Source organism: Rugamonas fusca (assembly GCF_014042365.1).
In the GTDB taxonomy this organism is placed as follows: Bacteria; Pseudomonadota; Gammaproteobacteria; order Burkholderiales; family Burkholderiaceae_D; genus Rugamonas; species Rugamonas fusca.
The window spans coordinates 84,059-110,232 of record NZ_JACEZS010000004.1 but is presented as its reverse complement, the minus strand read 5'-3'; the positions used below and the strand labels follow the sequence as shown (position 1 = coordinate 110,232).

Genomic DNA, 26,174 nt, shown 5'->3' with positions numbered 1-26,174 from the left:
ATGATGTGATGAAGGAATGAGTATAGGGGATGACAACGTGCGCCAACGGCCAGCGACATGGCCTGGCGAGCCATCGCCGTGGCCTGGCGACCAAAAAACCACCTCAGGCCGCGCGCGTGCCCGTGCGCGCCACCACCAGCCGCATGGCGCCGCCCAGGTGCCAGCCGTCGCCGCGCCCGCCCAGGTAGTGGGTGCGCAGCGCGTCGGCCGCGTAGTCGGACACGGCGCCAAAGCCCAGCGCCCGCAGCTCGCTTTGCAGCACGGCCGGCGCGAACAGCGACTTCCACGGCTCGCCGGCCGCCTCGAACTTGCCGGCGAAATAGGCCATGCCCAGGCGGTCGAACAGGTCCAGCAGCTCCGGCACCACGCCATAGTCGAACACGATGGCGCTGCCGGACGGCAGGCCCGCCACCACGCGCAGCGTGTCGAACACGGCGTCGTCGCTCAGGTACAAGGTCACGCCCAGCCAGGACAGGAATATGGGCAGGTCGAGCCGGCAGCCGGCGGCGGCCAGCGCCGCGTCCAGCGTGTCACGCTCGAAGTCGAATGGTACGAAGGTCAGCGAATCCGGCGCGACGATGCCGGCGTGGCGCAATTGCGCCCGCTTCCACTGCTGGGTGGCCGGATGGTCCACCTCGAACACCCGCAGCGGCGCGCCATGGCAACGGTAGGCGTAGGTGTCCAGCCCTGCGCCGAGCACCACGTATTGCGTCACGCCGCAGGCGACGGCGGCGGCCAGCTCCTCCTCGGCCAGGCGGCTGCGCACGGCCGTGGCGCCGCGCAACTGGCGCGCCGGGCCGTGGGCGTAGCGCGGCAGGTGGGCCCGCAACTGGGCCTCCAGTTCCGGCCCCAGGATGGGCAGGGCCAGGGGATCGGCGAACACGGGGGGATGGTCGAGCAACTGGTGGGCCGCACGCAGCGTGGCCACCAGCAAGGCGGAACGGCTGGGCAGGCCCAGCCGCAGGATGCTTTCCGTACTCGCCAGCGATGAAAGGATACGCTCCATGCCGTTCCGCTTTCCGCACCAGAAGGTGGCCTGTCAAGGTGGCCATTTTAGCGCGGACGGCCGGCGGCGCGGCAAACCGCACGCCTGGCGCGCGCGCCATCGGCCAACGCCGCTCAGCGGCGGATGATGGCGCCGCCCTTCATCACGAACGACACATGGGTCAGTTCGGCCACATTGGCCAGCGGATCGCCCTTGACGGCGATGATGTCGGCGAACTTGCCAGCGGCGATGGCGCCCACCCTGTCCTTCCAGCCCAGCAGGTCGGCCGCCTGCACCGTGGCCGACTGGATCGCCTGCATCGGCGTCATCCCGTACTGCACCATGTAGGCGAACTGGCGCGCGTTGTCGCCGTGCGGATAAACGCCGGCGTCCGTGCCGAAGGCCATCTTGTCGCCGGCCTTGAAGGCCTTGCGGAAGTTATCGCGCTGCAATTGGCCCAGCGCCCGCTCCTTGTCGATCGACTCGGCCAGCATGCCGGCCCTGGCGCCTTCCTGCAGGATGAAGTCGTCGTCGTAGATATCCATCACCAGGTAGGTGCCCTTCTCGCGGGCCAGGCGCATGCCCTGCTCGTCGATCAGGCTGGCGTGCTCCACCGAATCGACGCCAGCCGTGATGGCGGCGCGGATGCTGCTGGCGCCGTGCGCGTGGGCAGCTACCTTGCGGCCCAGCTTATGGGCCTCGTCGACGATCGCTTGCATCTCCTCCAGCGTGTACTGCTGGGCGCCCGGCTCATCGCCCTTGGACAGCACGCCGCCCGAGGCGCAGATCTTGATCACGTCGGCGCCATACTTGGCCATCTCGCGCACCTTGGCGCGCGCCTCCCACGGGCCGTCGGCCACGCCACGGTCGGTCACGTTCATGTCGGGCGGCAGCAGGTTGTTGTCGCAGTGGCCGCCCTTGATGCCGATCGCGTAGCCGGCCGTGCGCATGCGCGGGCCGAGCACGTCGCCATCGTTGATGGCGTCGCGCAGCGCCACGTCGCCAAAGCCGCTGGCGCCCACGTTGCGCACGGTGGTGAAGCCCGCCTCCAGCGTCACGCGGGCCGCGCGCGCGCCGAACAGCGCGGCGCGGATGTCGGACACGCCCAGCGCCGCGTAGCCGCTTTGCATGGGGTCGGCCGTCAGGTGGGTATGCATGTCGATCAGGCCCGGCAGCACGGTCTGGCCCGACAGGTCGATCAGCTCGGCCCCGGCCGGCACGGTGGCGCTGGCCGTGGGGCCAACGGCCGTGATGCGCTCGCCCGTGACGATGATGGTCTGGTCGGCCAGCACGGTGCCGGCCACCACGTCCACCAGTTTGCCGGCGCGGATGGCCAGCACCTTGGCCGGCGCGGCCGCGGCGAACGATAACGCGGCCGCGCTGATGGCGCCCAGGGCGGTGGCGGTGACGACGAGATGCTTGAATTTCATGGGTTGCGCTCTTTCTTGGTCAAAGGCCGGGGGTGCCTGTTTTTGATCGAAAAACTTCCCCGGCGGAAAGGATAGCAGAATCGTTATGGCTGCAGGTCGCATTCCGGCCGCCCTCGCGTGGCGCTCCGTCGGGCCTGGGTGCCGGGGCCCGGCTTGTATCCTTGCTGCAACAATCCCGCGCAAGAACCTTGCGTTCATTTGCATCCGCAGCAGGTAGAATTGCAATCAGGAACATAACCGGCCGATACGGAAGACCAATCACAGGATGCTCATTCCACGCATGCGAGACTTGACCGCGCTGGGCGCACTGGCGCTTTGCATGGCCGCGGCCGGCGCGCAGACGGCGCCAGCGGCGCCGGCGGCGAAGTTCGCGCCCATCCCGGTGCTGTCCATCTTCCGTCCCTTGCAAGCCAATGGCACGGCCGATGACGCCATCGCCAGCGGGCGCGTGGTGGACGGCCACTACCCGATGACGGCGCGCGCCAGCAAGCACTGGCGCATCGCCTTCCTGTTTCCGCACCTGAAAGACCCGTACTGGGTCGGCTGCAGCTACGGCGTGATCAGCGAGGCGCACCGGCTGGGGGTGGCGGTCGACATCCTGGCGGCCGACGGCTACGACGACCTGGCGGGCCAGTTGCGCCAGATGGACCAGGCCATCGCCGCCAGATACGACGCCATCGTGCTGTCGCCGATCGGCATGACGGCCAACAACGCCTCGATCGCCAAGGCGCGCGCGGCCGGCATTCCCGTGTTCGAACTGGCCAACGACAGCCGCAGCGACGACTTGACCATCAAGGTCACCACCTCGTTGCGCGACATGGGCCTGGAAGCGATGGGTTGGGTGGTGCGCGATGCCCAGCGGCGCGGCATGAAGTCGGTCAACGTCGGCCTGCTGCCCGGCCCCATGGGGGCGGGCTGGGTCAAGGGCGAGGTCGATGGCAGCCGCATCGGGGCGCAGCAGGCGCCCATCCAGGTCAACATCATCGACATCCGCTACGGCGACAGCGACTTCAAGGGCCAGACCAAGCTGGCCAGGCAGATGCTGGCCAAGTATGGCGACAAGCTCGATTACCTGATCGGCTGCACCGGCTGCGCGCCGGCGGCCGTGCAGCCGGTCAAGGATGCGGGCCTGGGCGGCAGGATCCGCATCGTCGCCTATGACCTGACGGACGATATCGCGCGCCTGATCCACAACAAGGCGATCTACGCGGCGGCCGACACCAAGGGCGTGAGCCAGGCGCGGGTGGCCATCAACGCGGCCGTCAGCGCGCTCGAAGGGCGCAACAAGGAACTGCCGCACACCATCCTGATCAAGCTGGGACTGGTGGACCAGCTCAACTTCGCCAGCTACCCGTTCGACACCTCGATCGCGCCGGACGGCTACAAGGCCACGCTGTCCTACGATCCGGCCAGGAACTGACGCGGCGCGCGTGCGCCGGCCGTTGCGGCCACGTGATCCCTGGTCACAAGGGCTTCTTGCCGACGAGTTCACCGAGGAGCTCGGGCGGAATCGGCGTCCCGTTGGCGCTCAGCGTGCGCACGGTTTCATGCAGCAAATGCAGGCGGGTGAGCTTCAGGATCGTCGACGCGATGATGCCGACGATGGGAATCAGCAGGGCGACGACGGGAATCAGGATAGGCGACAAGTCGGTCAGGGTATTCATTTCACTTCTTTCGTTCAGGGAATGCAAGGCAAGACGGTCGTCAGACAGGCGATGCCAGCGGCCGCGCGGCGCCGTAAGACACGCTCCACAAGGCGCTGGCCCACAACACCAGGCCAGCGCCCAGGGGCACGGCCGGCGTATCGGGCGCATGGGCCGACAGCGGCAGCACCAGCGCCACCAGCACCAGCGCCGCCCCGGTCGCATAATGCGGCGGGTAGGCGAACAGCCGCGCCAGCGGCACGAAGTGCAAGCCGATGATGGCCACGGCGGCCGGCATCACCCACGCGGCCAGGCCCACGTTGGCCAGCACATTGCCGCCGACCAGGATCAGCAGCCACTGCGCGGCATTGATGAGGTTAAACAGGCGCCGCGTGCGCCGGCTGGCCGGCGTGTCGGCCAGCGCGTCCAGGCCCGCCTTGTTGGCCCGGTAGAGACGCAGGCAGTGGAACGACAGCGCCAGGCCCAGCACGGCGATCACGGCGTCGAGCAGCAACGGCCCCTGCCACGCGCGCTGGCTCCACAGCAGCAGCCAGGCCGTCCCGAAGAAGGAAAAAAACAGCGCGCCCATGGCGCGTCTGGCTAGCATTGCGTTCATCTTCCTGCATCTCCCCTGTCGCACATTGTCCGCGTGGGCAAGCAGGCGCCTTCGATGGCGCCATCATGCCAATTAGGCAATATTAACATAACATTCTTTCCAGCAAACACTGGCGATGCGGGGACGGCGCCGGCGCCGCCCGGACGCTCAGCCAGGCCAGGCGCAGGTGCGCAGGCCGGCGAAAATGTCATCCCGTTCGGGGCGGTAGAAATTGCGGAACTTGGCCGATCCCAGCCGCTCCGGCGTAGCGAACGATGCGCCGCGCAACGTCTGGTGGGTGCCAAACCACGGCGCCGAATATTCGCGGTAGCGGTCGGCCTGGAAGCCCGGATACGGTTCGAACGGCGAAGCCGTCCACTCCCACAGCTGGCCCCAGCGGAACGCGGGGTGGCCCGACAGGGCCGCGTATTCCCACTCGGCCTCGGTGGGCAGGCGGCGCCCGGCCCAGGCGCAATAGGCTTGCGCCTCGTACAGGCTGATGTGGCGCACCGGCTCGGCGCCGGCCAGCGTGTGCAACTGGCCAAAGCGCATGGTGCGCCACTGTGCACCGTCGCGCTGCCAGTAACGGGGCGCGCAGCGTTCCTGGCGCATCAGCCACGCGCTGCCGGCCGCGCTCCAGTACTGGCGGTTGTCGTAGCCGCCATCGGCCACGAAATCGGCAAACTGGGCATTGCTGACCAGCGTGCTGTCGATCGTGAATGGCGCCACGCGGACCGGGTGCGCCGCGCGCTCGTTGTCAAACACAAAGCCGCCATCCGGGCTGCTGCCCAGCTGGATGGTGCCGCCGGGGAAACTGATCCCGGACGGCACGAACAGGGTCTGCTCGTCGTGCGTGAGCTGGGCCGGCGCGGCCAGGCCCAGCGTCTGCAAGGTGTACAGCAAGGCTTCGCCATGCATGTCCTCGTGCGCCAGCGCCAGCCGGTACGGATACAGGGCCGCATCCGTGTTCGGCTCGCGCGACAGTTTATCGAGCACGCGGTCCAGCACTTCATGGCAATAGGTCTTGAGCGCGCCCGTGCTGGGCAGGTCCAGGTTCCAGCGGCTGCGGTGCGGCACCGTGTTCGAATCGAACCAGTCGTCGCCGCGCGTGAGCAGCGAGTTGTACAGCGCGTCGGCCGGATGGCTGGACGCCGCTTCGCGCAGGATGAACCATTCGGCGAACCAGGCCGTGTGGCCCAGCTCCCACAAGGGCGGATTGACGGTGACCAGTTGCGGCACGCGCGCCGGCGCATCCAGTCCGGCGGCGGCGAAACAGTCGAACAGGCGCAGCGTATAATCACGCGCTGAATGGAGCGCCTCGGCCAGTTGCATCGGGCGGGCGTGGCGGAACGAAACATGGATAGCACTCATCGTTCGATTGTAGCGGCTTTTGCGCCGAAAGACCGGCGCGCGATCAAGCGGCGGCGAACGGCGTCCACACATGACGACAGGCGGCAGTGAAGCGACCCCACATCTGGATCATCAGCCCGGCCTCGGCCAAGGCCAACAACGGTAACTGGCAAAGCGCCAGGCGCTGGGCCCGCTTCCTGCGCACGCGCTACCGCGTGACGATCGCGCAACAGTGGCCCGCGCCCGACGCCGCCGCCACGCCGGGCGCACCGGCCGGCAACCGGGCCAGCTGGCCCGGCCGGCACACGCGGCCCGACCTGCTGATCGCCCTCCATGCGCGCCGCTCGGCCGCCTCGCTGGACGCCTATGTGCACGCCTGCCCCGAGCGCCCCACCATCCTGCTGTTGACCGGCACCGACCTGTATCGCGACATCGCCTGCGACGCCAGCGCCCAGGCTTCGCTGCGCCAGGCCCGCGCGCTGGTGGTGCTGCAGCCGGCCGGCCTGGCCGAACTGCCGCCGCCGCTGCGCGCCAAGGCCAGCGTGATCTACCAGTCGGCCGACACGCTGCGTCCCGCCAGCGGGCCGCGCCGCCACCTGGACGTGTGCATGGTGGGCCACCTGCGCGAGGAGAAAGATCCGGCCACCTTCATGCGCGCGGCCGCGCGCGTGCGCGACGCGCGGGTGCGGCTGCTGCACATCGGCGGCGCGCTCGAGCCGGCGCTGGGCCAGCTGGCCGAGGCCACGGCGCGCGACCATCCGCGCTACCGCTGGCTGGGCGCCCTGCCCCATGCGGCCACCCGCCAGCGCCTCAAGCGCAGCTTCCTGATGGCCATCACTTCGCGCATGGAAGGCGGCGCCAACGTCATCATCGAAGCCGTCACCAGCGGCGTGCCGGTGCTGGCCAGCGACATCGGCGGCAACCGCGGCATGCTGGGCGACGACTACGCCGGCTACTTCGCGCCCGGCGACGACGGCGCGCTGGCGGCCCTGATCGAGCGCTGCGCGGCCGATCCGGCCTTTTACGCCCGCCTGCAGGCGCAATGCGCGGCGCGCGCCGCCCTGTTCACGCCGGCGGCCGAGCAGGCAGCCCTGCTCGAGTTAGTGGATAATCTGCTGCAACCCCATACCACCACGGCCGCCTCGACGGCGGCCGCACCACTCTGAGGAAAACACCATGAGCGACGCTCCCATCAAACTCACCTCCTTTTCCCATGGCGGCGGCTGCGGCTGCAAGATCGCGCCCGGCGTGCTGTCGGAAATCCTGAAAAACTCGTCCGGCTTCCCCGTTCCCAAGGAACTGATGGTGGGCATCGAGACGGCCGACGACGCGGCCGTCTACAAGCTCAATGACGAGCAGGCCCTGATCGCCACCACCGACTTCTTCATGCCCATCGTCGACGATCCGTTCGACTTTGGCCGCATCGCCGCCACCAACGCCATCTCCGACGTGTACGCCATGGGCGGCACGCCCATCATGGCGCTGGCCCTGGTGGGCATGCCGGTCAACAAACTGCCGCTGGAAACCATCGGCCAGATCATCAAGGGCGGCGAAGCCATTTGCGCCGAGGCGGGCATCCCCATCGCGGGCGGCCACACGATCGACTCGGTGGAACCGATCTACGGCCTGGTGGTGATGGGCCTGGTGCATCCGTCCAAGGTCAAGCGCAACGCGGACGCGCGCGCCGGCGACGTGCTGGTGCTGGGCAAGCCGCTGGGCGTGGGCGTGCTGTCGGCCGCGCTGAAGAAGGACAAGCTGGACGCGGCCGGCTATGCGGCCATGATCGCCAACACCACCAAGCTCAATAAGCCGGGCAAGGCGCTGTCGGAACTGGCCGGCGTGCACGCGCTGACGGACGTCACCGGCTTTGGCCTGCTGGGCCACCTGCTGGAAATCTGCCGTGGCGCGGGCCTGACGGCGCAGCTGAACATGGCGCAGGTGCCGCTGCTGCCGGGCGTGGAGCAACTGGCGCACGACGGCTACTTCACGGGCGCCTCGGGCCGCAACTGGGATGCCTATGGCAAGGAGGTGCAACTGTCGCCCTCCATCACCCAGGCCCAGCACATGCTGCTGACGGACCCGCAAACGTCGGGCGGCCTGCTGGTGTCGTGCGATCCGTCCAGCGTGGACGAGGTGCTGGCCCTGTTCCGCCGCGAAGGCTTTGGCGAGGCGGCCGTGATCGGCGAGATGGTGGCCGGCGCGCCGCGCGTGCAAGTGGCCGCGTAAGTTCGCATCGCCGCGCGCCGGGCCGCCGCGGCCCGGCCGCTCAGGCCGCGTTGCGCTTGGCCAGGTACATGGCCGAATCGGCGTGCTTGAGGATTTCGTCCGGATCGCTCTGGTCGCCGCAGAACAGCCGCCAGCCGATGCTGATGGTGCAGCTGTAGTACAAATCGCCCAGCTGGTATTCCTGGTTCAGGATGCGGCTGATCTTTTCCGCCAGCGCCTCCACGTGATGGTGCGCGGCCACGGCGTCGCCACCGAGCTCCTCGACCAGCACCACGAATTCGTCGCCGCCCAGGCGGGCCACCGTGTCGGCCTGGCGCACCAGCGCGCGCAGGCGCCGCGCCACCTTCACCAGCAACTGGTCGCCGGCGTCGTGGCCGTGGGTGTCGTTGAGCAGCTTGAATTTGTTCAGGTCCATGAACAGGATGGCCGCGTAGCTGGTGTGGCGCTGGCTCACCAGGATGGCCTGCTTGAGCCGGTCCAGCAGCAGGCGCCGGTTGGGCAGCTGGGTCAGCGCGTCGTAGAAGGCCATCATGCGCAGCTCCTGCTCCAGCCGCTTGCGCTCCGTCATGTCCACGAACTGGGCCAGCAAATGGCTGCCGCCCTCCGCCTCCACCGGCACGATGCGCGATTCGAGCCAGATATCGCGTCCCTGGCTGGTGCCCACCTGCACCTCGCGCCGCTGCACGCTGTTGGTCGCCAGCGCCTGGCGGCAATCGTCCACCAGCGCCGCCACGTGCCAGCGGCTGACCTCATACGCGCCCTGACCCAGCAACTGCTCGCGCGTGACCCCGATCAGGCGGGCGAAGGCGTCATTGGCTTCGATGCAGCGGCCATCGGCCGCGAACACGCGCATGGGCAGCGGGGAATTGAGCAGGATGGAGGCGTTGAACTTGAGGACGGAACGCAGTTCGCGGTTGACCGATTCGGCCGCGCCGCGCGCGTCGCGCAATTCCTGCTGCACGCGCTGGCTCGCTTCGAGCGCGTCGCGCAAGCGCTCTTCCATCTCGTGGCGCTCGGTCAGGTCGAGGAACTGCACCAGCAAGTGGCGCTCGCCATTGAGTTCGGTGACCATGATGTGGCACTCGCCGCTGATGGCGCGGCCAAACGCCGTCAGCACGGCGCCTTCGAGCCGGCGCGGCTGGCCATCTTCCAGCGACGCCAGGGCTTGCTCCAGCAGGCCCGATTCGCGCCACTTGTCGATCTGGTGGAAGTTGTACGCCATCAGCCTGGCGCGGCTGGTGCCCACCATCCGGGCGTAGGCTTCGTTGGCCTCGACGCAGCGGCCATCGGCCGCGTACACACCGATCGGCACGGGCGAGCACTGCACGATGGTCTCGTTAAAGCGCAGTACGGCCGCCAGTTCCTGGTTGGCCTTTTCCGCACGGCCCAGCGCGGCCGCCAGGCGGTTCTGCAAATCCATCTCGATGCCGTAGTTGGCCTCATGGCTGGCGACAAAGAACCACACCATGAAGCCGGTGAAGCCGATCACGACCACATGCACCACGGCCCACACGCCGGGCGGGCGCAGCGGCACTGTCAACACCAGCCAGCCGCGCGTCTCGGCCAGCCAGTACACCACCACTCCGCACATGAACAGCGCCGTCAACGCCACCAGCACGCGCCGGCCCAGCAGCCAGCCCGTCATCATCAGCAACGGCGCCACGATCAACAGCACCGGGGTGCGCACGCCGTTCAACAGCATTGGTAAGAACAGCACAAACACGGTCCACAGGCAGACGATCAGGTAGCGCGCCAGGGCGGTGCGACCAAACAGCACCGTGCCCTTGGCCAGCACGCCGGCCGCCACCATCAACATGCCCGGATATTGCGTGCCGGGCGCCGTCAGGTAAAGGCCTAGCCAAAACGCCGCACCAAACACGATCCATGCGTCGACGAAGTGGCGCACGAAACGGTCGCTGGTATCGGCCACGCGCAACCGGGCGGCCGCTCCCTCCTGGGTCAGTACGTCGGCCGAGCGCGGCGCCAGGCGGGGCAAGCCCATGGTCATGTGCGGGAAACTCCGGTGGAATCAGACAGGATTTGTTTACGACACATTGTACATGGCGCCACCGGCGCGGCAACGCCGGCGCGGCCCGCGCCGTGTTGGCGGCACCACAGGCGGGCGCCGGCTGGGCCAGGGCGCGGCGCGCGACGTGGCGCCACAGCCCCCATCATTTTGCTTGACAAGGGCGCGCGCCAGCCTTTACATTGAAGGCATGACCGCGCATCTGCACCTATCCTCTTTCCTGCCGGCCGCCCTATCCCTGGCGGCGCACCTATCCGCACGCGCTTAATCCGCACGCGTTTAATCTGTACTTCGCCCCGCGTTCACCCGCACCAGAACGCACCCAATCAAGTAGTCGTAACACTCCGCCGGCCACCAGCCGCACGGATCTTCGAACCCAGGAAAGCTTGCACCGATGTCCACCATGGCCCACCGCGTATCCACCAGCACCAGCGCCTTCGCCGCGCTGCCGCTGGGCGTGCACGCCCTGTCGCGCCTGCTGCTATTGCTACCGATCGGTTGCCAGGCCTAGTACCCTGTGGCCGCCTGCCAGCCCATCGCCACCCGCGCCGCCCGTAGCGGCTTTCCAATTCAAGATGCCAGGAGTACCCCATGATGTTGCAGAACCCAGCTGCGAAATACCGCGCCTTCCCGCCCGTCCAATTGTCCGACCGCCAGTGGCCGAACAACGTGATCACCAAGCCGCCAATCTGGATGAGCACCGACCTGCGCGACGGTAACCAGGCCCTGATCGAGCCCATGAGCGCCGAGAAAAAGCTGCGCTTCTTTGAACTGCTGTGCAAGATCGGCCTCAAGGAAATCGAAGTGGGCTTCCCGTCCGCCTCGCAGACCGACTTCGACTTCGTGCGCAAGCTGGTCGACGAGAACCGCATCCCCGAAGACGTGACCATCATCGTGCTGACCCAGTCGCGCGATGAACTGATCCGCCGCACGGTGGAGTCGGTGGCCGGCGCGCGCCGCGCCGTGGTCCACCTGTACAACTCGGTGGCGCCCGTATTCCGCAAGGTGGTGTTCGGCATGTCGCGCGAGCAGATCACCAACATCGCCACCACCGGCACCCGCCTCGTGAAAGAACTGGTGGCCCGGCATCCGCAGACGGAATGGGTGTTCGAATACACGCCCGAATCGTTCTCCACCACGGAGCTCGATTTTTCCAAGCACATCGTGGACGCGGTGAGCGCCATCTGGGAACCGACTCCGCAGAACAAGATGATCGTCAACCTGCCCTCGACGGTCGAATGCAGCACGCCCAATGTGTACGCGGACCAGATCGAATGGATGTCGCGCAAGCTGGCACGCCGCGATTCGCTGATCATCAGCGTACACCCGCACAATGACCGCGGCACCGCCGTGGCCTCGGCCGAACTGGCCGTGATGGCCGGCGCCGACCGCGTCGAAGGCTGTTTGTTCGGCAATGGCGAACGCACCGGCAACGTGGACCTGGTGACGCTGGCGCTGAACCTGTACACCCAGGGCGTCCATCCTGGCCTGGACTTTTCCGACATCGACGAAGTGCGCCAGTGCGTGGAGGAGTGCAACCAGCTGCCCGTGCACCCGCGCCACCCCTACGTGGGCGACCTGGTGTTCACGGCCTTCTCCGGTTCGCACCAGGACGCCATCAAGAAAGGCTTCGCCCAGCAGCAGCCGGGCGCGCTGTGGGAAATCCCCTACCTGCCGATCGACCCGGCCGACCTGGGCCGCAGCTACGACGCCGTGATTCGCGTCAACAGCCAGTCCGGCAAGGGCGGCATGGCCTATTTGCTGGAACAGGACTACGGCCTGGTGCTGCCGCGCCGCCTGCAGATCGAGTTCTCGCGCGCCGTGCAGGCCGTGGCCGACGCCACCGGCCTGGAGATCACGGCCAGCGGTATCCACGAGATCTTCAGCCGCGAATACCTGGAGCAGAACGCGCCCTACGCCTACAGCGCGCACCGCATGGTGGAGGACACGAGCAGCGACGAGCCGGTGCAGATCGACATCGCCGTGCTCCACAACCAGGCGCCGCTGGCCCTGCAAGGTGGCGGCAACGGCCCGATCGACGCTTTCGTCGACGCGCTGGGCCTGGACATCAAGCTGATGGACTACCACGAGCACGCGATCGGCTCGGGCGCCAACGCCAAGGCGGCCTGCTACGTGGAACTGCGCCTCGATAACGGCCCCACCCTGTTCGGCGCCGGCATCGACAGCAACATCGTCACGGCCTCGTTCAAGGCCGTGCTGAGCGCCGTCAACCGCCAGCTCAAGCAGGCCAAGGCTGGCGCCACGCCGGCGACTGTGGCGGCCTGACACCCGCGCATGCCGTTGCGCGCAACCGCCAGTCGTTTGCGCGCAACGTTTTCCGCCCAAAAAAGTGGAAAATATGATAACTAATCGCGGATTGCACTACACTGCACTTTTAGCCAGGAGTGCGATTCGTGAAACCGACCGAATTCTCCGCTATCCCCTTCCTTGAGCTGTCGCCCTGGCAGCGGCTGGCACTGGCCGTCGCTTTGGGTGCGCTGCTGCACTTCGCGCTCGGGCTGGAGCCCGTGTGGTGGATGGCTTGGCTGGCCCCCGCCCCCTTGCTGGCCGTGGCGCTGCGCTCGCGCGCGGGTGCGGCCCGCTGGACCACACTGGTGGCCGCGCTGGCCGGTTTCGCGCCCAACCTGCCCTACCTGTATTCCGTCGTCGGCGTTGCCGGCGCAGCGCTGATCGTGCTGCTGCTGTCGCTGCTGTGGATGGCCATCATCATGGCGACACGGCGCATCGTGCTGCGCTATCCGCGCTGGTGGAGTGTGTTCGCCTATCCCCTGCTGTGGGCCGGCGCCGATACGTTGATGGCCAACCTGCTGCCGGACGGGAACTGGAACAGCCTGGCCTACACCCAGGCCGTTTTCCTGCCCGCCTTGCAGGTGAGCGCGCTGGCCGGCGCGGCGGGCCTGATCTTCGTGCTGTCGCTGCCGGCGTCCGCGCTGGCGCTGCTGGTGGCACGCGGCACCGCGCTGCGCCACGCCTGGCGCGCCGCCGCCGCGGCCGCGCTGCCCGTGGCCGCCGCGCTGGCCTACGGTGTGCTGCGCCTGCAGGCGCCGCTGGAAGGCCAACAGACCACATTCGGCCTGGCCGCCATCGATGACGCCATCGGCCCGCAAGCCAGCGCCACCTATGCCGCATCGATCTGGCAACGCTACGAACAGCAGGCCGAAGCACTGGCCCGGCAAGGCGCGCGCTTCATCGTACTGCCGGAAAAAATCGCCATGCTGTCGCCCGCGCAGGCGGCGCAGCAGCGCCAGCGGCTGGCGGCGCTGGCCGCGCGGCTGGGCGTCTGGATCGAGGCCGGCGTGGGCACCGACGATGGCCAGCACCGCCAGAACCTGGCCTGGCTGCTGGCGCCCCAGGGAGAATCGCCGCCGACCTACCAGAAGCACTTCCTGGCGCCGCCGGAACGGGACTATCAGCCCGGCAGCGACTACACGCTGCAGAACGTGGGCGCGCTGCGCTACGGCGTGGCCATCTGCAAGGACATGCATTTTGGCGTGTTCGGCCGCGCCTACGGCGTGCGCGGTGCGGACGTGATGCTGGTGCCGGCCTGGGATTTCGGCGCCGACCGTCACCTGACGGCCGCCATGACGGCCTTGCGCGGCGTCGAGAACGGCTACACGGTGGTGCGCGCCGCGCGCGAAGGACTGCTGTCTGTACACGATCCCTACGGCCGCGTACTGGCGCAGCGCGACAGCGCGCCCCTGCCGGGCGCATCCCTGCTGGCCACGGTGCAGGCCGGCCCGCAACTGGCCACGCTATACACCCGCACCGGCGACGCGTTCGGCTGGTTGTGCACGGCCATCGCCGCCGCGCTCGTCGTACTGAGCCGGCGCCGCCCGTCGCTCGCAGCCACGCGGGCCGCCGTCGCCACCTGAACGATCCGCCGCGCCGCCACGGCGAGGCAATATGGACATTTGCACCACAATCGTGCCTGTGCGTGCGCGCCTACCACACCCGGGATCACTTCCATAGGGGATAGCTGGCCCAATTCATGCATAAATTGTCCTGGATCATGCAGATTTTTGCTGCAGCGCACTATAGTGTGACGCTGACGTGCACCAGAGTGGTCATTTCGCGGCGCTCTGCACCAAATTGACGCAACGATCCGATTGCTCCGCATCCCCTAGCTCATCGAATAGAAACGAGTCCAACATGAACCTGATCCTGCGACGCCTGCTGCTCTGGCAAAAATTCCTGGTCCTGTCACTGCTATGTGCCGTGCTGGTGGCCATCCCCCTGCTGCTCTACATCGTCCAATCGGGCCAGGAAGTGAGCGTGGCGCGCCAGGAAGCCCAGGGCATCGCCCCGATCCGCGCCACCATGACCGCCATCAAGCTGGCGCAGCAGCATCGCGGCCTGTCGGCCATCGTGCTCGGTGGTGATGCCAGCGCCGCCGACCGCCGCCGCGCCAAGCAGCAGGAACTGGCGCAGGCCTTGGCCGCGGCCGATGGCCTGCTCAAGGAGGGCGACCCGGCCCTGTTCGAGCGCTACGCCAAGGTGCGCGACGAGCTCGGCGCGCTGACGGCGCGCGTGGAACAGGGCGCCCTGAGTGGCAAGGAAAGCTTCGCCCATCACAGCGCCCTGATCGGCCGCCTGATGCGCTTTAACGAAGCGCTGGTGGACTACTACAAGCTCAGCCTGGACCCGCAGTTCGAGACCTTCTACCTGATCGACTCGGCCCTGATCAAGTCACCTACGCTGACCGAGGCGCTGGGCCGCCTGCGCGCCAAGGGTTCGGCCGTGCTGGCCGCCAGGGCGGCCACGCCGGAAGACCGCATCACCATCGCCGCCATGGCCGCCGGCATCGGCGAGCTGTATGACGGCGCCGCCAATTCGCTGCGCAAGGCCAGCGACGGCGACGCCGCCATCAAGGCGCAGCTGGACGCGCTGCAGGAAACGAGCCAGGCGACGGGGCGCACCGTGCTGCAGATGGTCGAACAACAGATCGTACAGGCCGAGCAACTGACGCTGACGCCGGCCGACTATTTTGGCCAGCTCACCAACGCCATCGACAGCCAGCTCAAGCTGAACGATGCCGCGCTCGACCTGGTGCGCAGCCGCCTCGACGCGCGCCTGGCGCACCTGACCGCCGTGCGCTACGAAGCCCTGGCCGGCATGCTGGCGCTGGCCGTGCTGGCGACGTTCACCTGCGTGGCCATCATCAAGTCCGTCACCGTGCCGCTGGCCGATGCCGTGCAAGCGGCGCACCGCGTGGCCCAGGGCGACCTGACCGTGGACTTCGACGCCCACTCGGAAGATGAGGCCGGCCAGCTGATGCGCGCGCTGCACGCGATGGTGGCCAGCCTCACCGCCATCGTCGGCACCGTGCGCGCCGGCAGCGACGCCATCGTCAGCGCCTCGACCCAGATGGCGACCGACAACGCCGACCTGTCGAGCCGCACGGAATCGGAAGCGAGCGCGCTGGAACAGACCGCATCGGCGCTGGAACAACTGGCATCGACCGTGCACCAGAACGCGGAGAGCGCGCGCCAGGCCAACACGCTGGCCGCGTCGGCCTCGGACGTGGCCGTGCGCGGCGGCACCGTGGTGGCGCAGGTGGTGGAAACCATGGAATCGATCAACGCTTCGGGCCGCGAGATCACCAACATCATCGGCATCATCGACGGCATCGCCTTCCAGACCAACATCCTGGCGCTGAACGCGGCCGTGGAAGCGGCCCGTGCCGGCGAGCAGGGCCGCGGCTTTGCCGTGGTGGCGACGGAAGTGCGCAACCTGGCGCACCGCTCGGCGGCGGCCGCCAAGGAGATCAAGACCCTGATCGACGCCTCGTCCGAACAATCCAGCGCCGGCGCCAGGCTGGTGCAGCAGGCCGGGGCCACGATGGATGAAATCATCGGCAGCATCTCGCGCGTGAACCACATCGTGGGCGAGATCAGCACGGCCAGCAGCGAACAGGCGATCGGCATCGAACAGATCACCGAAGCCGTCACCCATCTGGACACGGTCACCCAGCAGAACGCCACCATGGTGGAAGAGGAAGCGGCCGTGGCCAAGTCGCTGAACCAGCAGGCGCGCGAACTGCAATCGGCCGTCAGCGTGTTCAAGCTGGGCTATGCGGACGGCCCCAAGGCCGCACGCGAAAAACAACAGCAGCAGCGCCTGAAACTGGCGGCCTGATTACGGCTGGCGCGCCAGGCGGATGCCCGTGAACTGCCAGCGCGCGCCGGCCGGGAAGAAATTGCGGTAGCTGGCGCGCGCATGGCCGGCCGGCGTGGCGCACGAGGAGCCGCGCAGCACGTACTGGTTGACCATGAACTTGCCGTTGTATTCGCCCAGCGCGCCCGGTGCGGCGCGGTAGCCGGGATACGGCGCATAGCTGCTGCTGGTCCATTGCCAGCAGTGGCCAAACAGCTGGGCCAGCGCCTGCCCGTCATGGCCTGCGGCCAGGCCAGCCGGATGCAGCCACCCGGTTTCCACCTCGGCCGCGCGGGCGGCCAGTTCCCACTCTCCTTCCGTAGGCAAGCGTGCGCCCGCCCAATGGGCATAGGCGTCCGCCTCGAACAGCGACACGTGCGTGACGGGCCGCGCCAGGTCCAGCGGCTGCGCGCCGTGCAAGGTGAATTCGCGCCAGTCGCCCCCGCCGTCGCCACGCCGCCAGTACAGGGGATGGCGCAAGCCGTTGGCGCGCACCCAGTCCCAGCCTTCGGCCAGCCACAGGGCGGGATCGTCGTAACCGCCCGCCTCGATGAAGGCCAGGTATTCGCCATTGGTCACCAGCCGCGAGGCCAGCGCGAACGGGGCCACGCATTGCTTGTGGCGCGGCAGCTCATTGTCGAAACTGAAGCCCTCGCCATCGTGGCCGATGTCCACCAGGCCCCCGTCAAAGGCCAGCCATGCCGGCGGCGCAACCGGCGCGGCGCCGGCCAGCGCGCCCTCCAGGTAAGCGGGCAGCAGCGGGTTCTGCGCCAGCAGGTGCTTCACGTCCGTCAGCATCAACTCCTGGTGCTGCTGTTCGTGCTGCATGCCCAGCGTGAGCAGCGCACCCAGTTCCCGCGCTTGCGCCGCATCGCGCACGCTGTCGGCCAGCCGCGCGATGCGGCGGTCCACGTCTGCCCGGTACGCGCGTACCTGCGCCATCGACGGCCGCGTGAGCAGGCCGCGCTGCGCACGCGGATGCTTCTCGCCCACCCCGTTGTAGTAGGAATTGAACAGCACCCGGAACGCCGGATGGAACGGCGCGAAACCGTCCTCCATGCGCTCGAGGATGAAGGTTTCGAAGAACCACGTGGTGTGGGCCAGATGCCATTTGATGGGACTCGCGTCGGGCATCGACTGTGCGCCGCAATCCTCGTCCGACAGCGGTTCGGCCAGCGCCAGCGTGCGATGCCGCACGGTTTCGTAACGGGCGCGCCACAAGGCCGGGACGCCGGCCAGTTGCGGGGGCTGGTGCATGCTCATGGGTTGACACCGGCGGCGCGGGCGTGGATCACGGCGAACCAGCCATCGGGATCGGTCCAGATGCGGGCCGCCTCGAAGCCAGCCCGTTCCAGCAGCGCCACGAAGCCGGCGCGCGTGTACTTGTAGCTGTATTCGGTGTGGATGCGTTCGCCCGCGCCGAAGTGGCGCTCGCCGCCCTGCCAACGCACGCTCAGCGCGTGGCGCGCTTCCAGGTGCATTTCGATGCGGCTGGCCTGTTCGTTGAAGAAGGCGCGGTGCAGCCAGTGGCGCACATCGAAATCGGCGCCCACGAGGTGATTCAGGTGGTTCAGCAGGTTCAGGTTGAAGGCGGCCGTCACGCCCAGCGCGTCGTCGTAGGCGGCGTCCAGCAGGGCCGTGTCCTTGACCAGGTCCACGCCGATCAGCAGGCCGCCCTGCTCGCCCGCGCTGTCGCGCAGGCCGCGCAGGAAGCGCTGCGCCTCGTCCGGCCCGAAATTGCCAATTGACGAACCTGGATAGAAGAACAGCCGCCGGGCGTGGCGCACGCTGTCGGGCAGTTCGCAGCCTTGCGAGAAATCCAGGCCCAGCGCCAGCATGCCGATTTCCGGGAAACGCTGCTGCAGGCCGCGCACGGCGTCGGCCAGGAAGTCGCGCGAGATATCGACCGGCACGTACTGCGCCGGTTGCAGCAGCGGGAACAGCGCGGCGGCCTTGGCGCAATTGCCCGCGCCCAGATCGATCAGCGTGCAGCCGGTGCCCACGGCGCGGGCGATGTCGCTGCCGTGGCGGGCGAAGATGGCGGCCTCGGTGCGGGTCGGATAGTATTCGGGCAGTTCGCAGATGGCCTCGAACAGGCGCGAGCCCAGGCTGTCGTAGAAGAACTTGGGCGACACGGCGGCCGACGGCGCCAGCAGGCCGGCCGTGATCTCGGCCAGCGTGGCGGGCGCGCCATGGGCCGGGCGCTGGCCGCCAGCGGCGTCGGCACAGGCGTTGCGGGGTGCGGGCGAAACAATGCGCATCGCCGGGGTACGGGGCATCAGCATAGTGGACTCGTTCGTTGGGTGGAGGACGGTCTTGCCTGCCGGCGCAGTCGCTGCAAAGGCCACGCCGGCCACTGCTTCGGGTAACAGTTTGATATCATAGCTGAATATCCAAGACGCGGCGCCACGCTGCGATAGCAATCGGATAACTACACCAACAAGAAAGGCATACCCACCATGACCACCTCCGCCCTGCACACCTTCAAATCCGCGCTGACCGCCGCCTTGAGCGCCGCCCTGCTGCTGGCCGCTCCACTGAGCCAGGCGCAGAGCCAGGTGTTCCGCGTGTCGGCCATCCCGGACGAGGCGCCGACCGAACTGCAACGCAAGTTCAAGCCGCTGGGCGAATACCTGGAGAAGAAGATCGGCATGAAGGTCGAGTTCACGCCCGTGACGGACTACGCGGCCTCGGTCGAAGGCCTGATCAACAAGAAGATCGACATGGTGTGGTTCGGCGGTTTCACCTTCGTGCAGGCCAAGGAGCGCAGCAAGAACCAGGTCACGCCGCTGGTGCAGCGTGCCGAGGATGAGCAATTCCACTCCGTGTTCATCACCACCAAGAACGACATCCACAAGCTCGAGGACTTGAAGGGCCACACGCTGAGCTTCGGCTCCGAATCGTCCACCTCGGGCCACCTGATGCCACGCTCCTACCTGCTGGCCGCCAAGGTCAATCCGGACACGGACCTGAAGCGCATCGCCTTCTCCGGCGCCCATGACGCCACCGTCGCGGCCGTGGCCGGCGGCAAGGTGGACGCGGGCGCGCTCAACATCTCGGTGTGGGAAAAGCTGGTGGCCGAGCACAAGGTCGATCCGGCCGTGGTGCGCGTGTTCTACACCACGCCCGGCTACTACGACTACAACTGGAGCGTGCGCACCGACATGAACCCGGCCCTGAAGAAGAAGCTGACCGACGCCTTCCTCGCACTGGACCCGAAGAACCCGCAGGACAAGGCCATCCTGGACCTGCAGCGCGCTTCCAAGTTCATCCCCACCAAGGCCGAGAACTACACCGCCATCGAGGCGGCCGCCGTCAACGCGGGCCTGCTGAAGAAGTAAGCGGCGATGCAAGATAGCAGCACGACCGGCGCCGGCCCGACCTACCGTCTCGAGCACCTGACGGTGCGCCACCTGGCCGCCGCCCAAGCGCCGGCCCTGCGCGACATTTCGCTGACGGTGGCGCAAGGCGAGCAGGTGGCCGTGATCGGCCCCTCCGGCGCCGGCAAGACCACGCTGCTGGCCGTGCTGGCCTGCGCCCACCGTCCGGCCGACGGGGTGTTCCAGGCCTTCGGCCAGGATCCGTGGGCGCTGCCCGAAGCCCAGCGCCACCGGCTACGCGCGCGCCTGTTCCTGGCGCCGCAAACGCCGCCGCTGCCGCCGCGCCAGCGCGTGGTGACGGCCGTGCTGGCGGCGCGCCTGCCGCAATGGAGCTTGTGGCGCGCGCTCGTGTCGCTGGTCAAGCCGGCCGATCCCGAGGCGGCCTGGCAGGCGCTGGCCCGCTTCAACCTGGGCGACAAGTTGTATGCGCGCGTGGACCGCCTCTCCGGCGGCGAACGCCAGCGCTGCGGACTGGCGCGCCTGCTGCTGTCGTCGGCACAGGCGCTGCTGGTGGATGAACCGCTGTCGGCGCTGGATCCGGCGCTGTCCGAACTGACCGTGGCCACGCTGCGCCAGGAAGCGGCCCAGCGCAACGCCACGCTGATTTGCAGCCTGCACCAGGTGGACCTGGCGCTGGCCCATTTTCCCCGCATCGTCGCGCTGCGCGACGGCCGCATCGTGTTCGACCTGCCGCGCGAGCAAGTGACGGCGGAAATGGTGACGGCGCTGTACCAGGGCGAACTGCCCGCCGCCAGCACGCCGGCGGCCGCCGCGCCCACCTCGCGCGTGGCCGTGGGCGCCTGTTTCTGAGCCATGCAAGCGACACTCCCAACCAGTGGCGCCACGCGCCATCCCGATCCCGCCTGGCGCGGCCGCGTGATCCTGGCCGTGCTGGCCCTGGCCCTGCTGTGGCCCATGGTTGTGGCCAGCGAATTCAAGCCATTCGTGCTGCTCGACTGGCAAAGCCTGGCAGCGACGGGCCACTTCCTGGCCGGCTTCCTGCCGCCCGCCCACAGTCCCGAATTCCTCGCCATGCTGGTGCACGAGACGTGGCAGACGGTGGCCATCGCCACCTCGGGCCTGGCGCTGGCCCTGCTGGGCGCCATCCCCGCCGCGCTGCTGGTGACGGACAAGCTGTCGATCTCGCGCCTGGGCACGGGCCGCATGCGCCCGCCCTCGGCCATGCTGCGCCAGCTGGCGCGCTGGCTGCTGGTGCTGCTGCGCAGCGTGCCGGAACTGGTGTGGGCGCTGCTGTTCGTGCGCATCATCGGCCTGGGCCCCACGGCCGGCGTGCTGGCCATCGCCCTCACCTATTGCGGCATGCTGGGCAAGGTGTATGCCGAGATCCTGGAATCGGCCGACGGCGGCGCCAGCGCCGTGCTGCTGGCCAATGGCAGCGGACGGCTGGCCGCGTTCTTGTATGGCACGCTGCCGGAGGCGGCGTCGGAACTGGTGTCCTACACCCTCTACCGCTGGGAATGCGCGATTCGTGGCTCGGTCGTGATGGGCTTCGTGGGCGCCGGTGGCCTCGGCCAGCGCATGGATGAATCGATGAAGATGCTGTCGGGCGGCGAAGTGTCGTCCATGCTGATCATCTTCGTGCTGCTGGTGGCCTGCGCCGACACGGTCTCGAAAATGCTGAGGAGGCGGCTCGCATGACCACCCCACGCACCCCGGCCGGCATGCCGCCGGCGCCCCCGCCGGCCTGGCCCGTCATCATCCTGGCCGTGCTGCTGGCCGTGCTGGTGGCAGCCAGCTTCGCCACGCTGCCCCTGCAATGGCGCGCCTTCTTCACGCTGGATGCGATCTCCAGCATGGGCGAATTCCTGGCCGGCTTCGCGCCGCCGGAGCTGGGCCTGCCCTTCCTGACCAAGACGGCCGGCGCGGCCGCCGAGACGCTGGCCATGTCGGCCCTCGGCACGCTGCTGGCCGCGGCCGCCGGGCTGGCGCTGGCCTTGCCCGCCGCGGGCCGCTTCGGCCGCGTGCTGCGCGCGCCCGTGCGCGCGCTGCTCAACGTGCTGCGCTCGATTCCCGAGCTGGTGTGGGCCTCGATCCTGCTGATCGCGGCCGGCCTGGGGCCATTCGGCGGCACGCTGGCGCTGGCCGCGCACACCTCGGGCGTACTGGGCCGCCTGTTCGCCGACGCGCTGGAGAACGCCGCGCCCCACCCGGAAGCGAGCCTGCGCACCAACGGCGCCGCGCCCATGGCCGCGTTCCTGTACGCCACCTTGCCGCAGGCGCTGCCGCAAATGCTGTCCTACACGCTGTACCGCTGGGAGAACAATATCCGCGCCGCCGCCATCCTGGGCGTGGTGGGCGCGGGCGGGCTGGGACAGATGCTCAAGTATCACCTGTCGCTGTTCCAGATGCAGCCGGCGGCCACCGTGATCGCCGCCATGCTGCTGCTGGTGGGCCTGGTGGACGCCGTCAGCTTCGGGCTGCGCCGCCTGTTGACCCGTTAAGGCCTGCCCTCATGCTCGAACTGCGCCAGCTCACCAAGTCCTACGCCAGCGGCCATCCCGTGCTGGACAAGCTCAGCTGGCAATTCCGCGCCGGCGAGTTCGTCGCCATCATGGGCGACTCCGGGGTCGGCAAGTCCACCCTGCTGAACCTGATCGCCGGCCTGGACCAGCCCGATCCGGGCCCGGAAGCGTCGCCCATCCTGGTGGACGGCGTGGCCATGGCCGGCCTGGACGACGACGCCGCCACCCGGCTGCGGCGCGCCCGCATGGGCTTCATCTTCCAGGCCTTCCACGTGCTGCCCCACCTCACGCTGCTGCAGAACGTGGCGCTGCCCTTGCTGCTCAACGGCCTGCCGCGCGGACGCGCCAGCCAGATGCTGGAAGCGGTGGGCCTGGGCGGGCGTGGCGCCGACTTCCCGCACCAGCTGTCGGGCGGCGAACTGCAGCGGGTCGCCATCGCCCGCGCGCTGGTGCACCGGCCGGCGCTGGTGCTGGCCGACGAACCGACCGGCAACCTTGACCCCGACACGGCCGACACCATCCTCACCCTGCTGCGCCAGGAAATCAAGGCGACCGGCGCCTGCGCCATCATGGTCACCCACTCCCACGCCGCGGCCGCCATGGCCGACAAAACGTTGCAATTAACTAAACTGGGCATACAAGAAACAACAATCGTCAACCCGTTTGAGCAAAAAACAAGATAATTTTTTTATCAAATCATCCTATCCAATTCTCTCCGTAGTATTATTGAAAGTAACTTGCTTGGTTATCAAGAATGTTGAGTCACGTTCCACATTCCGGAACCGAAATGTGGGATGGCTCGCCAGCGAGGACACGCCAACCCAACCACGTTTTTTGAGCAAAGGAGGAGCAAAAATGAACGTACGGCAAAAAAAGTTGGAGTTGATCGAGGCCATGAACCGGGCTCGCGCGCTCGAACCGTCCAGCTTTGTCCCGAACAAACTGCTGGACACCCTGATCGAGAAAATGAACCTGAAGAACGATGCGGAGCTGTGCCGCGTACTTGAAGTGCAGCCCCCCATCATCAGCAAGATCCGGCATCGCAAGCTGGCCGTCGGGGCCACCATCTTATTGCGCATGCACGAGAAATCGGACATCAGCATCCGAGAACTGAAGGAATTGTCGACCGCTTCCATGCACTGAGCAGCCCCGCTGTCCTTGCGATGCCAGGCGCCGGCATGCGGTTTCCGGCGCCCCAACTGCGCCACTGAGAAAACTTGCAGCCAGCCTGCAGTCAACCCGCACCATTCTTTCAACGTCCAGCCCAAACCCCGCTGAACGACGTTTCAAAGTAATCAAGAATCATTTTTCTTCCTTAACTGCGCAGTGATGTAACTGGCCCACTTTTGTAACTAACGGTTTGTTGCGCCAGGCGTACACCATTTGCCATGGCCACGCATCCATGGTAAGAAATCCCCATCCCGGCGGCGCCCTGGCCGCATCCCGCCCAAGGCGGAAAAATTAACAAAATCATCCTGTTTTCAAAAAATCAATGAGGCACTATACTGCCCACTGCCAGCCGCGGTCCGGCTGCGCCACCTGACCTTAGACCATGGGGCACATTGCATGAACGAGACGAAACCTGGCCGTATCGAACCCTACGCGCACGCCGCCGCCGGCTGGGGCGCGCTGAAGCAGGTGGCGATCAACCTCGTGCGCGAGAAGGTCAGCGGCGGCAATTACCGCAGCCTGCTGGCGCAAAACCAGCCCGACGGCTTCGACTGCCCTGGTTGCGCCTGGCCCGACCGCGTGCACACATCCACCTTCGAATTCTGCGAGAACGGCGTCAAGGCCGTGGCGGCGGAAGCGACCAGCAAGCGCGTGCCGCCCGAATTCTTCGCCCGCCATGCCGTGGGCGCGCTGCTGCAGCAGTCCGACTACGAGCTGGAACAACACGGCCGCCTGACCGATCCCATGGTGTACGACCCGGCCAGCGATAAATACGTCCCCATTTCCTGGGATGGCGCGTTCGACCTGATCGCGCGCCACCTGAAGGCCCTGCCCGATCCGAACCAGGCCGCGTTCTACACTTCGGGCCGCACCGGCAATGAAGCCGCGTTCCTGTTCCAGCTGTTCGTGCGCTTGTACGGCACCAATAACTTCCCGGACTGCTCCAACATGTGCCACGAACCCACCAGCCGCGGCCTGCCCGGCACCGTGGGCACCGGCAAGGGCACCGTCACGCTGGACGACTTTGAGCATGCGGACACGCTGCTGATCTTCGGCCAGAACCCGGCCACCAACCACCCGCGCATGCTGGGCGAACTGCGCGACTGCGCCAGGCGGGGCGCCACCATCGTCTCCATCAACCCGCTGCGCGAACGGGGGCTGGAACGCTTCACGTCGCCGTCGCACCCGATCGAGATGCTGACCAATTCCAGCACCGCCATCGGCTCGCTGTTCATCCAGCCGCGCCTGGGCGGCGACTTCGCGCTGATCAAGGGCGTGGCCAAGGGCTTGCTGGCACTGGACGACGCGGCCCGCGCCGCCGGCCAGGCGCGCCTGCTGGACGTGGACTTCATCGCCGAACACACGAGCGGCTTCGACGCCTTCGCCGACGATTTGCGCCAGCAGGACTGGCAGCAGTTGATCGACGAATCGGGCGTGCCGCGCGAGCAGATCGACCGCCTGACGCACATCTACGCCCACGGCAAGCGGGTGATCGCCACCTGGGGCATGGGCCTGACCCAGCACAAGGGCGCCGTGGCCACGATCCAGATGCTGTCCAACCTGATGATGATGCGCGGGAATATCGGCCGCCAGGGCGCCGGCCTGTGTCCCGTGCGCGGCCACTCCAACGTGCAGGGCGACCGCACCATGGGCATCGAGGAAAAGCCGACCGCCACCTTCCTCGACCGCCTGGGCCAGGTGTTCGGCTTTACGCCGCCGCGCGAACACGGCTACGACGTGGTGGCCACCATCCAGGCCATGTTGGACGGCAAGGTGAAAGTGTTCTTCGGCATGGGTGGCAACTTCGCCATGGCCACGCCCGACACCCCGCTCACCTTCGCCGCCCTGCGCGCGTGCGAACTGACGGTGCACGTGGCCACCAAGCTCAATCGCAGCCACCTGGTGCATGGCAAGGCCGCGCTGCTGCTGCCCACGCTGGGCCGCACCGAGATCGACCTGCAACAGGGCGTGGCCCAGGGCGTGACGGTGGAAGATTCGATGAGCATGGTGCACCTGTCCTACGGCGGCAATGCGCCGGCCTCGCCCAACCTGCTGTCGGAAACGGCCATCGTGGCCCGCATGGCCCACGCCACGCTGGGCAGCGCGCTGGTCGACTGGCATTGGTACGCGGCCGATTACGCCCGCATCCGCGACGCCGTCGCCAAGGTGTTCGACGATTTCTACGACTTCAACGCGCGCGTGGCCAAGCCGGGCGGCTTCCACCTGCGGGTCGCCTCGCGCGCGCGCGAGTGGCGCACGGCCAGCGGCCGGGCCCAGTTCCTGGTGCGCGCCGTGGACACGGACACCCCCATCCACCGCGCCCGCGCCATCCATGGCGAGCGCCTGATGACGCTGATGACGGCCCGCTCGCACGACCAGTACAACACCACCATCTACGGCATGGACGACCGCTACCGGGGCGTGTACGGCATGCGCCGCGTGGTGTTCGCCAACCGGGCCGACATGGACATGCTGGGCTTGCAGCCGGGCGGCTGGGTGGACATGGTGAGCGTGTGGGACGATGGCGTGGAGCGCCGCGCGGACGGCTTCATGCTGGTGGAATACGACATCCCGCGCGGCTGCCTGGGCGCCTACTTCCCCGAGACGAACGCGCTGGTGCCGCTGCACAGCACGGCCGACGGCGCCGGCACGCCGACCTCCAAGTCGATACCCGTGCTGCTGTATCCGGCCAGCGCACCGGCCAGGATCTGA

At 67.8% G+C, this 26,174-nt stretch carries 21 protein-coding genes; 13 read left to right on the top strand and 8 right to left on the bottom strand.

The genetic code is table 11. The features are described from left to right. Positions 1 to 103: 103 nt before the first annotated feature. Complete coding sequence (locus H3H36_RS06790; protein WP_182215562.1) at positions 104 to 1,006, bottom strand: class I SAM-dependent methyltransferase; 903 nt, start codon at positions 1,004 to 1,006, stop codon at positions 104 to 106. 113 nt (positions 1,007 to 1,119) lie between these two features. Beyond that, positions 1,120 to 2,415, bottom strand: a complete 1,296-nt coding sequence (locus H3H36_RS06785; protein WP_182215560.1) for a Xaa-Pro dipeptidase — start codon at positions 2,413 to 2,415, stop codon at positions 1,120 to 1,122. 280 nt (positions 2,416 to 2,695) lie between these two features. On the opposite strand from H3H36_RS06785, the gene torT reads away from it, so the two are divergent. Further along, complete coding sequence (gene torT, locus H3H36_RS06780; RefSeq protein ID WP_182215558.1) at positions 2,696 to 3,835, top strand: TMAO reductase system periplasmic protein TorT; 1,140 nt, start codon at positions 2,696 to 2,698, stop codon at positions 3,833 to 3,835. 43 nt (positions 3,836 to 3,878) lie between these two features. Here torT and H3H36_RS06775 read toward each other — a convergent pair whose 3' ends face one another. The 3 genes from H3H36_RS06775 to senA all read right to left on the bottom strand — a co-directional run bounded on the left by H3H36_RS06775 (position 3,879) and on the right by senA (position 6,024). After that, the gene (locus tag H3H36_RS06775; protein ID WP_182215555.1) at positions 3,879 to 4,079 is read right to left on the bottom strand and encodes a hypothetical protein; all 201 of its coding nucleotides are present in this window, start codon (positions 4,077 to 4,079) and stop codon (positions 3,879 to 3,881) included. 40 nt (positions 4,080 to 4,119) lie between these two features. Further along, on the bottom strand, positions 4,120 to 4,665 hold the full coding sequence (locus tag H3H36_RS06770) for a hypothetical protein (protein ID WP_182215552.1): 546 nt from the start codon (positions 4,663 to 4,665) through the stop codon (positions 4,120 to 4,122). A gap of 156 nt (positions 4,666 to 4,821) precedes the next feature. Further along, positions 4,822 to 6,024, bottom strand: a complete 1,203-nt coding sequence (senA, locus tag H3H36_RS06765) for a selenoneine synthase SenA (protein WP_229219778.1) — start codon at positions 6,022 to 6,024, stop codon at positions 4,822 to 4,824. An 86-nt stretch (positions 6,025 to 6,110) separates the two neighbouring features. Between senA and senB the strand changes: the two genes are divergently transcribed. Both senB and selD read left to right on the top strand, forming a co-directional pair. Continuing rightward, positions 6,111 to 7,169, top strand: coding sequence for a selenoneine biosynthesis selenosugar synthase SenB (senB, locus tag H3H36_RS06760; protein WP_182215550.1), 1,059 nt, complete (start codon positions 6,111 to 6,113; stop codon positions 7,167 to 7,169). Between the two features lie 10 nt (positions 7,170 to 7,179). Then, entirely contained in the window at positions 7,180 to 8,229 is a 1,050-nt protein-coding gene (gene selD, locus H3H36_RS06755) for a selenide, water dikinase SelD (RefSeq protein WP_182215547.1), read from the top strand. 40 nt (positions 8,230 to 8,269) lie between these two features. On the opposite strand, the gene H3H36_RS06750 is transcribed toward selD, so the two are convergent. Continuing rightward, positions 8,270 to 10,237: a diguanylate cyclase domain-containing protein gene (locus H3H36_RS06750; protein WP_182215545.1), complete on the bottom strand. Its 1,968-nt coding sequence runs from the start codon at positions 10,235 to 10,237 to the stop codon at positions 8,270 to 8,272. A 609-nt stretch (positions 10,238 to 10,846) separates the two neighbouring features. Here H3H36_RS06750 and leuA point away from each other — a divergent pair. The 3 genes from leuA (at position 10,847) to H3H36_RS27505 (ending at position 16,411) form a co-directional block, all read left to right on the top strand. Then, the gene (leuA, locus tag H3H36_RS06745; protein WP_182215543.1) at positions 10,847 to 12,541 is read left to right on the top strand and encodes a 2-isopropylmalate synthase; all 1,695 of its coding nucleotides are present in this window, start codon (positions 10,847 to 10,849) and stop codon (positions 12,539 to 12,541) included. Positions 12,542 to 12,669: 128 nt separating this feature from the next. Further along, entirely contained in the window at positions 12,670 to 14,148 is a 1,479-nt protein-coding gene (locus tag H3H36_RS06740; RefSeq protein ID WP_182215541.1) for a nitrilase-related carbon-nitrogen hydrolase, read from the top strand. 277 nt (positions 14,149 to 14,425) lie between these two features. Next, positions 14,426 to 16,411 carry a methyl-accepting chemotaxis protein gene (locus tag H3H36_RS27505; RefSeq protein ID WP_311196593.1) on the top strand — a complete coding sequence of 662 codons (1,986 nt, stop codon included), beginning with the start codon at positions 14,426 to 14,428 and terminating at the stop codon, positions 16,409 to 16,411. Here the strand turns inward: H3H36_RS27505 and egtB are convergent, their stop codons facing one another. Further along, positions 16,412 to 17,692, bottom strand: a complete 1,281-nt coding sequence (gene egtB / locus H3H36_RS06730; protein ID WP_182215539.1) for an ergothioneine biosynthesis protein EgtB — start codon at positions 17,690 to 17,692, stop codon at positions 16,412 to 16,414. After that, positions 17,689 to 18,714: an L-histidine N(alpha)-methyltransferase gene (egtD, locus tag H3H36_RS06725; RefSeq protein WP_182215537.1), complete on the bottom strand. Its 1,026-nt coding sequence runs from the start codon at positions 18,712 to 18,714 to the stop codon at positions 17,689 to 17,691. Before egtD ends, egtB begins: the two co-directional genes overlap by 4 nt. A 174-nt stretch (positions 18,715 to 18,888) precedes the next feature. Between egtD and H3H36_RS06720 the strand changes: the two genes are divergently transcribed. The 7 genes from H3H36_RS06720 to H3H36_RS06690 all read left to right on the top strand — a co-directional run bounded on the left by H3H36_RS06720 (position 18,889) and on the right by H3H36_RS06690 (position 26,174). Further along, positions 18,889 to 19,770 (top strand): putative selenate ABC transporter substrate-binding protein, encoded by an 882-nt coding sequence (locus H3H36_RS06720; RefSeq protein ID WP_182215534.1) that lies wholly within the window; start codon positions 18,889 to 18,891, stop codon positions 19,768 to 19,770. 6 nt (positions 19,771 to 19,776) lie between these two features. Then, positions 19,777 to 20,619, top strand: a complete 843-nt coding sequence (locus tag H3H36_RS06715; protein ID WP_182215531.1) for a phosphonate ABC transporter ATP-binding protein — start codon at positions 19,777 to 19,779, stop codon at positions 20,617 to 20,619. 3 nt (positions 20,620 to 20,622) lie between these two features. Further along, positions 20,623 to 21,468 carry a PhnE/PtxC family ABC transporter permease gene (locus H3H36_RS06710; protein ID WP_182215528.1) on the top strand — a complete coding sequence of 282 codons (846 nt, stop codon included), beginning with the start codon at positions 20,623 to 20,625 and terminating at the stop codon, positions 21,466 to 21,468. Next, on the top strand, positions 21,465 to 22,271 hold the full coding sequence (gene phnE / locus H3H36_RS06705) for a phosphonate ABC transporter, permease protein PhnE (RefSeq protein WP_182215525.1): 807 nt from the start codon (positions 21,465 to 21,467) through the stop codon (positions 22,269 to 22,271). Before H3H36_RS06710 ends, phnE begins: the two co-directional genes overlap by 4 nt. Before the next feature lie 11 nt (positions 22,272 to 22,282). Continuing rightward, a complete protein-coding gene (locus tag H3H36_RS06700) occupies positions 22,283 to 22,975 on the top strand; it encodes an ABC transporter ATP-binding protein (RefSeq protein ID WP_182215522.1) in 693 nt (230 codons plus the stop codon). A 172-nt stretch (positions 22,976 to 23,147) separates the two neighbouring features. After that, positions 23,148 to 23,435: a hypothetical protein gene (locus H3H36_RS06695; RefSeq protein ID WP_182152738.1), complete on the top strand. Its 288-nt coding sequence runs from the start codon at positions 23,148 to 23,150 to the stop codon at positions 23,433 to 23,435. 423 nt (positions 23,436 to 23,858) lie between these two features. Then, complete coding sequence (locus H3H36_RS06690) at positions 23,859 to 26,174, top strand: FdhF/YdeP family oxidoreductase (protein WP_182215520.1); 2,316 nt, start codon at positions 23,859 to 23,861, stop codon at positions 26,172 to 26,174.

Bases quoted from the DNA above. Each gene is read 5' to 3' on its own strand.
- H3H36_RS06775 (WP_182215555.1), bottom strand. From the start codon at position 4,079: ATGAATACCCTGACCGACTTGTCGCCTATCCTGATTCCCGTCGTCGCC.
- H3H36_RS06720 (WP_182215534.1), top strand. From the start codon at position 18,889: ATGACCACCTCCGCCCTGCACACCTTCAAATCCGCGCTGACCGCCGCC.
- torT (WP_182215558.1), top strand. From the start codon at position 2,696: ATGCGAGACTTGACCGCGCTGGGCGCACTGGCGCTTTGCATGGCCGCG.
- phnE (WP_182215525.1), top strand. From the start codon at position 21,465: ATGACCACCCCACGCACCCCGGCCGGCATGCCGCCGGCGCCCCCGCCG.
- selD (WP_182215547.1), top strand. From the start codon at position 7,180: ATGAGCGACGCTCCCATCAAACTCACCTCCTTTTCCCATGGCGGCGGC.
- H3H36_RS06700 (WP_182215522.1), top strand. From the start codon at position 22,283: ATGCTCGAACTGCGCCAGCTCACCAAGTCCTACGCCAGCGGCCATCCC.
- H3H36_RS06785 (WP_182215560.1), bottom strand. From the start codon at position 2,415: ATGAAATTCAAGCATCTCGTCGTCACCGCCACCGCCCTGGGCGCCATC.
- H3H36_RS06750 (WP_182215545.1), bottom strand. From the start codon at position 10,237: ATGACCATGGGCTTGCCCCGCCTGGCGCCGCGCTCGGCCGACGTACTG.
- egtD (WP_182215537.1), bottom strand. From the start codon at position 18,714: ATGCTGATGCCCCGTACCCCGGCGATGCGCATTGTTTCGCCCGCACCC.
- H3H36_RS27505 (WP_311196593.1), top strand. From the start codon at position 14,426: ATGAACCTGATCCTGCGACGCCTGCTGCTCTGGCAAAAATTCCTGGTC.
- senA (WP_229219778.1), bottom strand. From the start codon at position 6,024: ATGAGTGCTATCCATGTTTCGTTCCGCCACGCCCGCCCGATGCAACTG.
- H3H36_RS06690 (WP_182215520.1), top strand. From the start codon at position 23,859: ATGAACGAGACGAAACCTGGCCGTATCGAACCCTACGCGCACGCCGCC.
- leuA (WP_182215543.1), top strand. From the start codon at position 10,847: ATGATGTTGCAGAACCCAGCTGCGAAATACCGCGCCTTCCCGCCCGTC.
- H3H36_RS06770 (WP_182215552.1), bottom strand. From the start codon at position 4,665: ATGCTAGCCAGACGCGCCATGGGCGCGCTGTTTTTTTCCTTCTTCGGG.
- H3H36_RS06695 (WP_182152738.1), top strand. From the start codon at position 23,148: ATGAACGTACGGCAAAAAAAGTTGGAGTTGATCGAGGCCATGAACCGG.
- H3H36_RS06790 (WP_182215562.1), bottom strand. From the start codon at position 1,006: ATGGAGCGTATCCTTTCATCGCTGGCGAGTACGGAAAGCATCCTGCGG.
- H3H36_RS06715 (WP_182215531.1), top strand. From the start codon at position 19,777: ATGCAAGATAGCAGCACGACCGGCGCCGGCCCGACCTACCGTCTCGAG.
- H3H36_RS06710 (WP_182215528.1), top strand. From the start codon at position 20,623: ATGCAAGCGACACTCCCAACCAGTGGCGCCACGCGCCATCCCGATCCC.
- egtB (WP_182215539.1), bottom strand. From the start codon at position 17,692: ATGAGCATGCACCAGCCCCCGCAACTGGCCGGCGTCCCGGCCTTGTGG.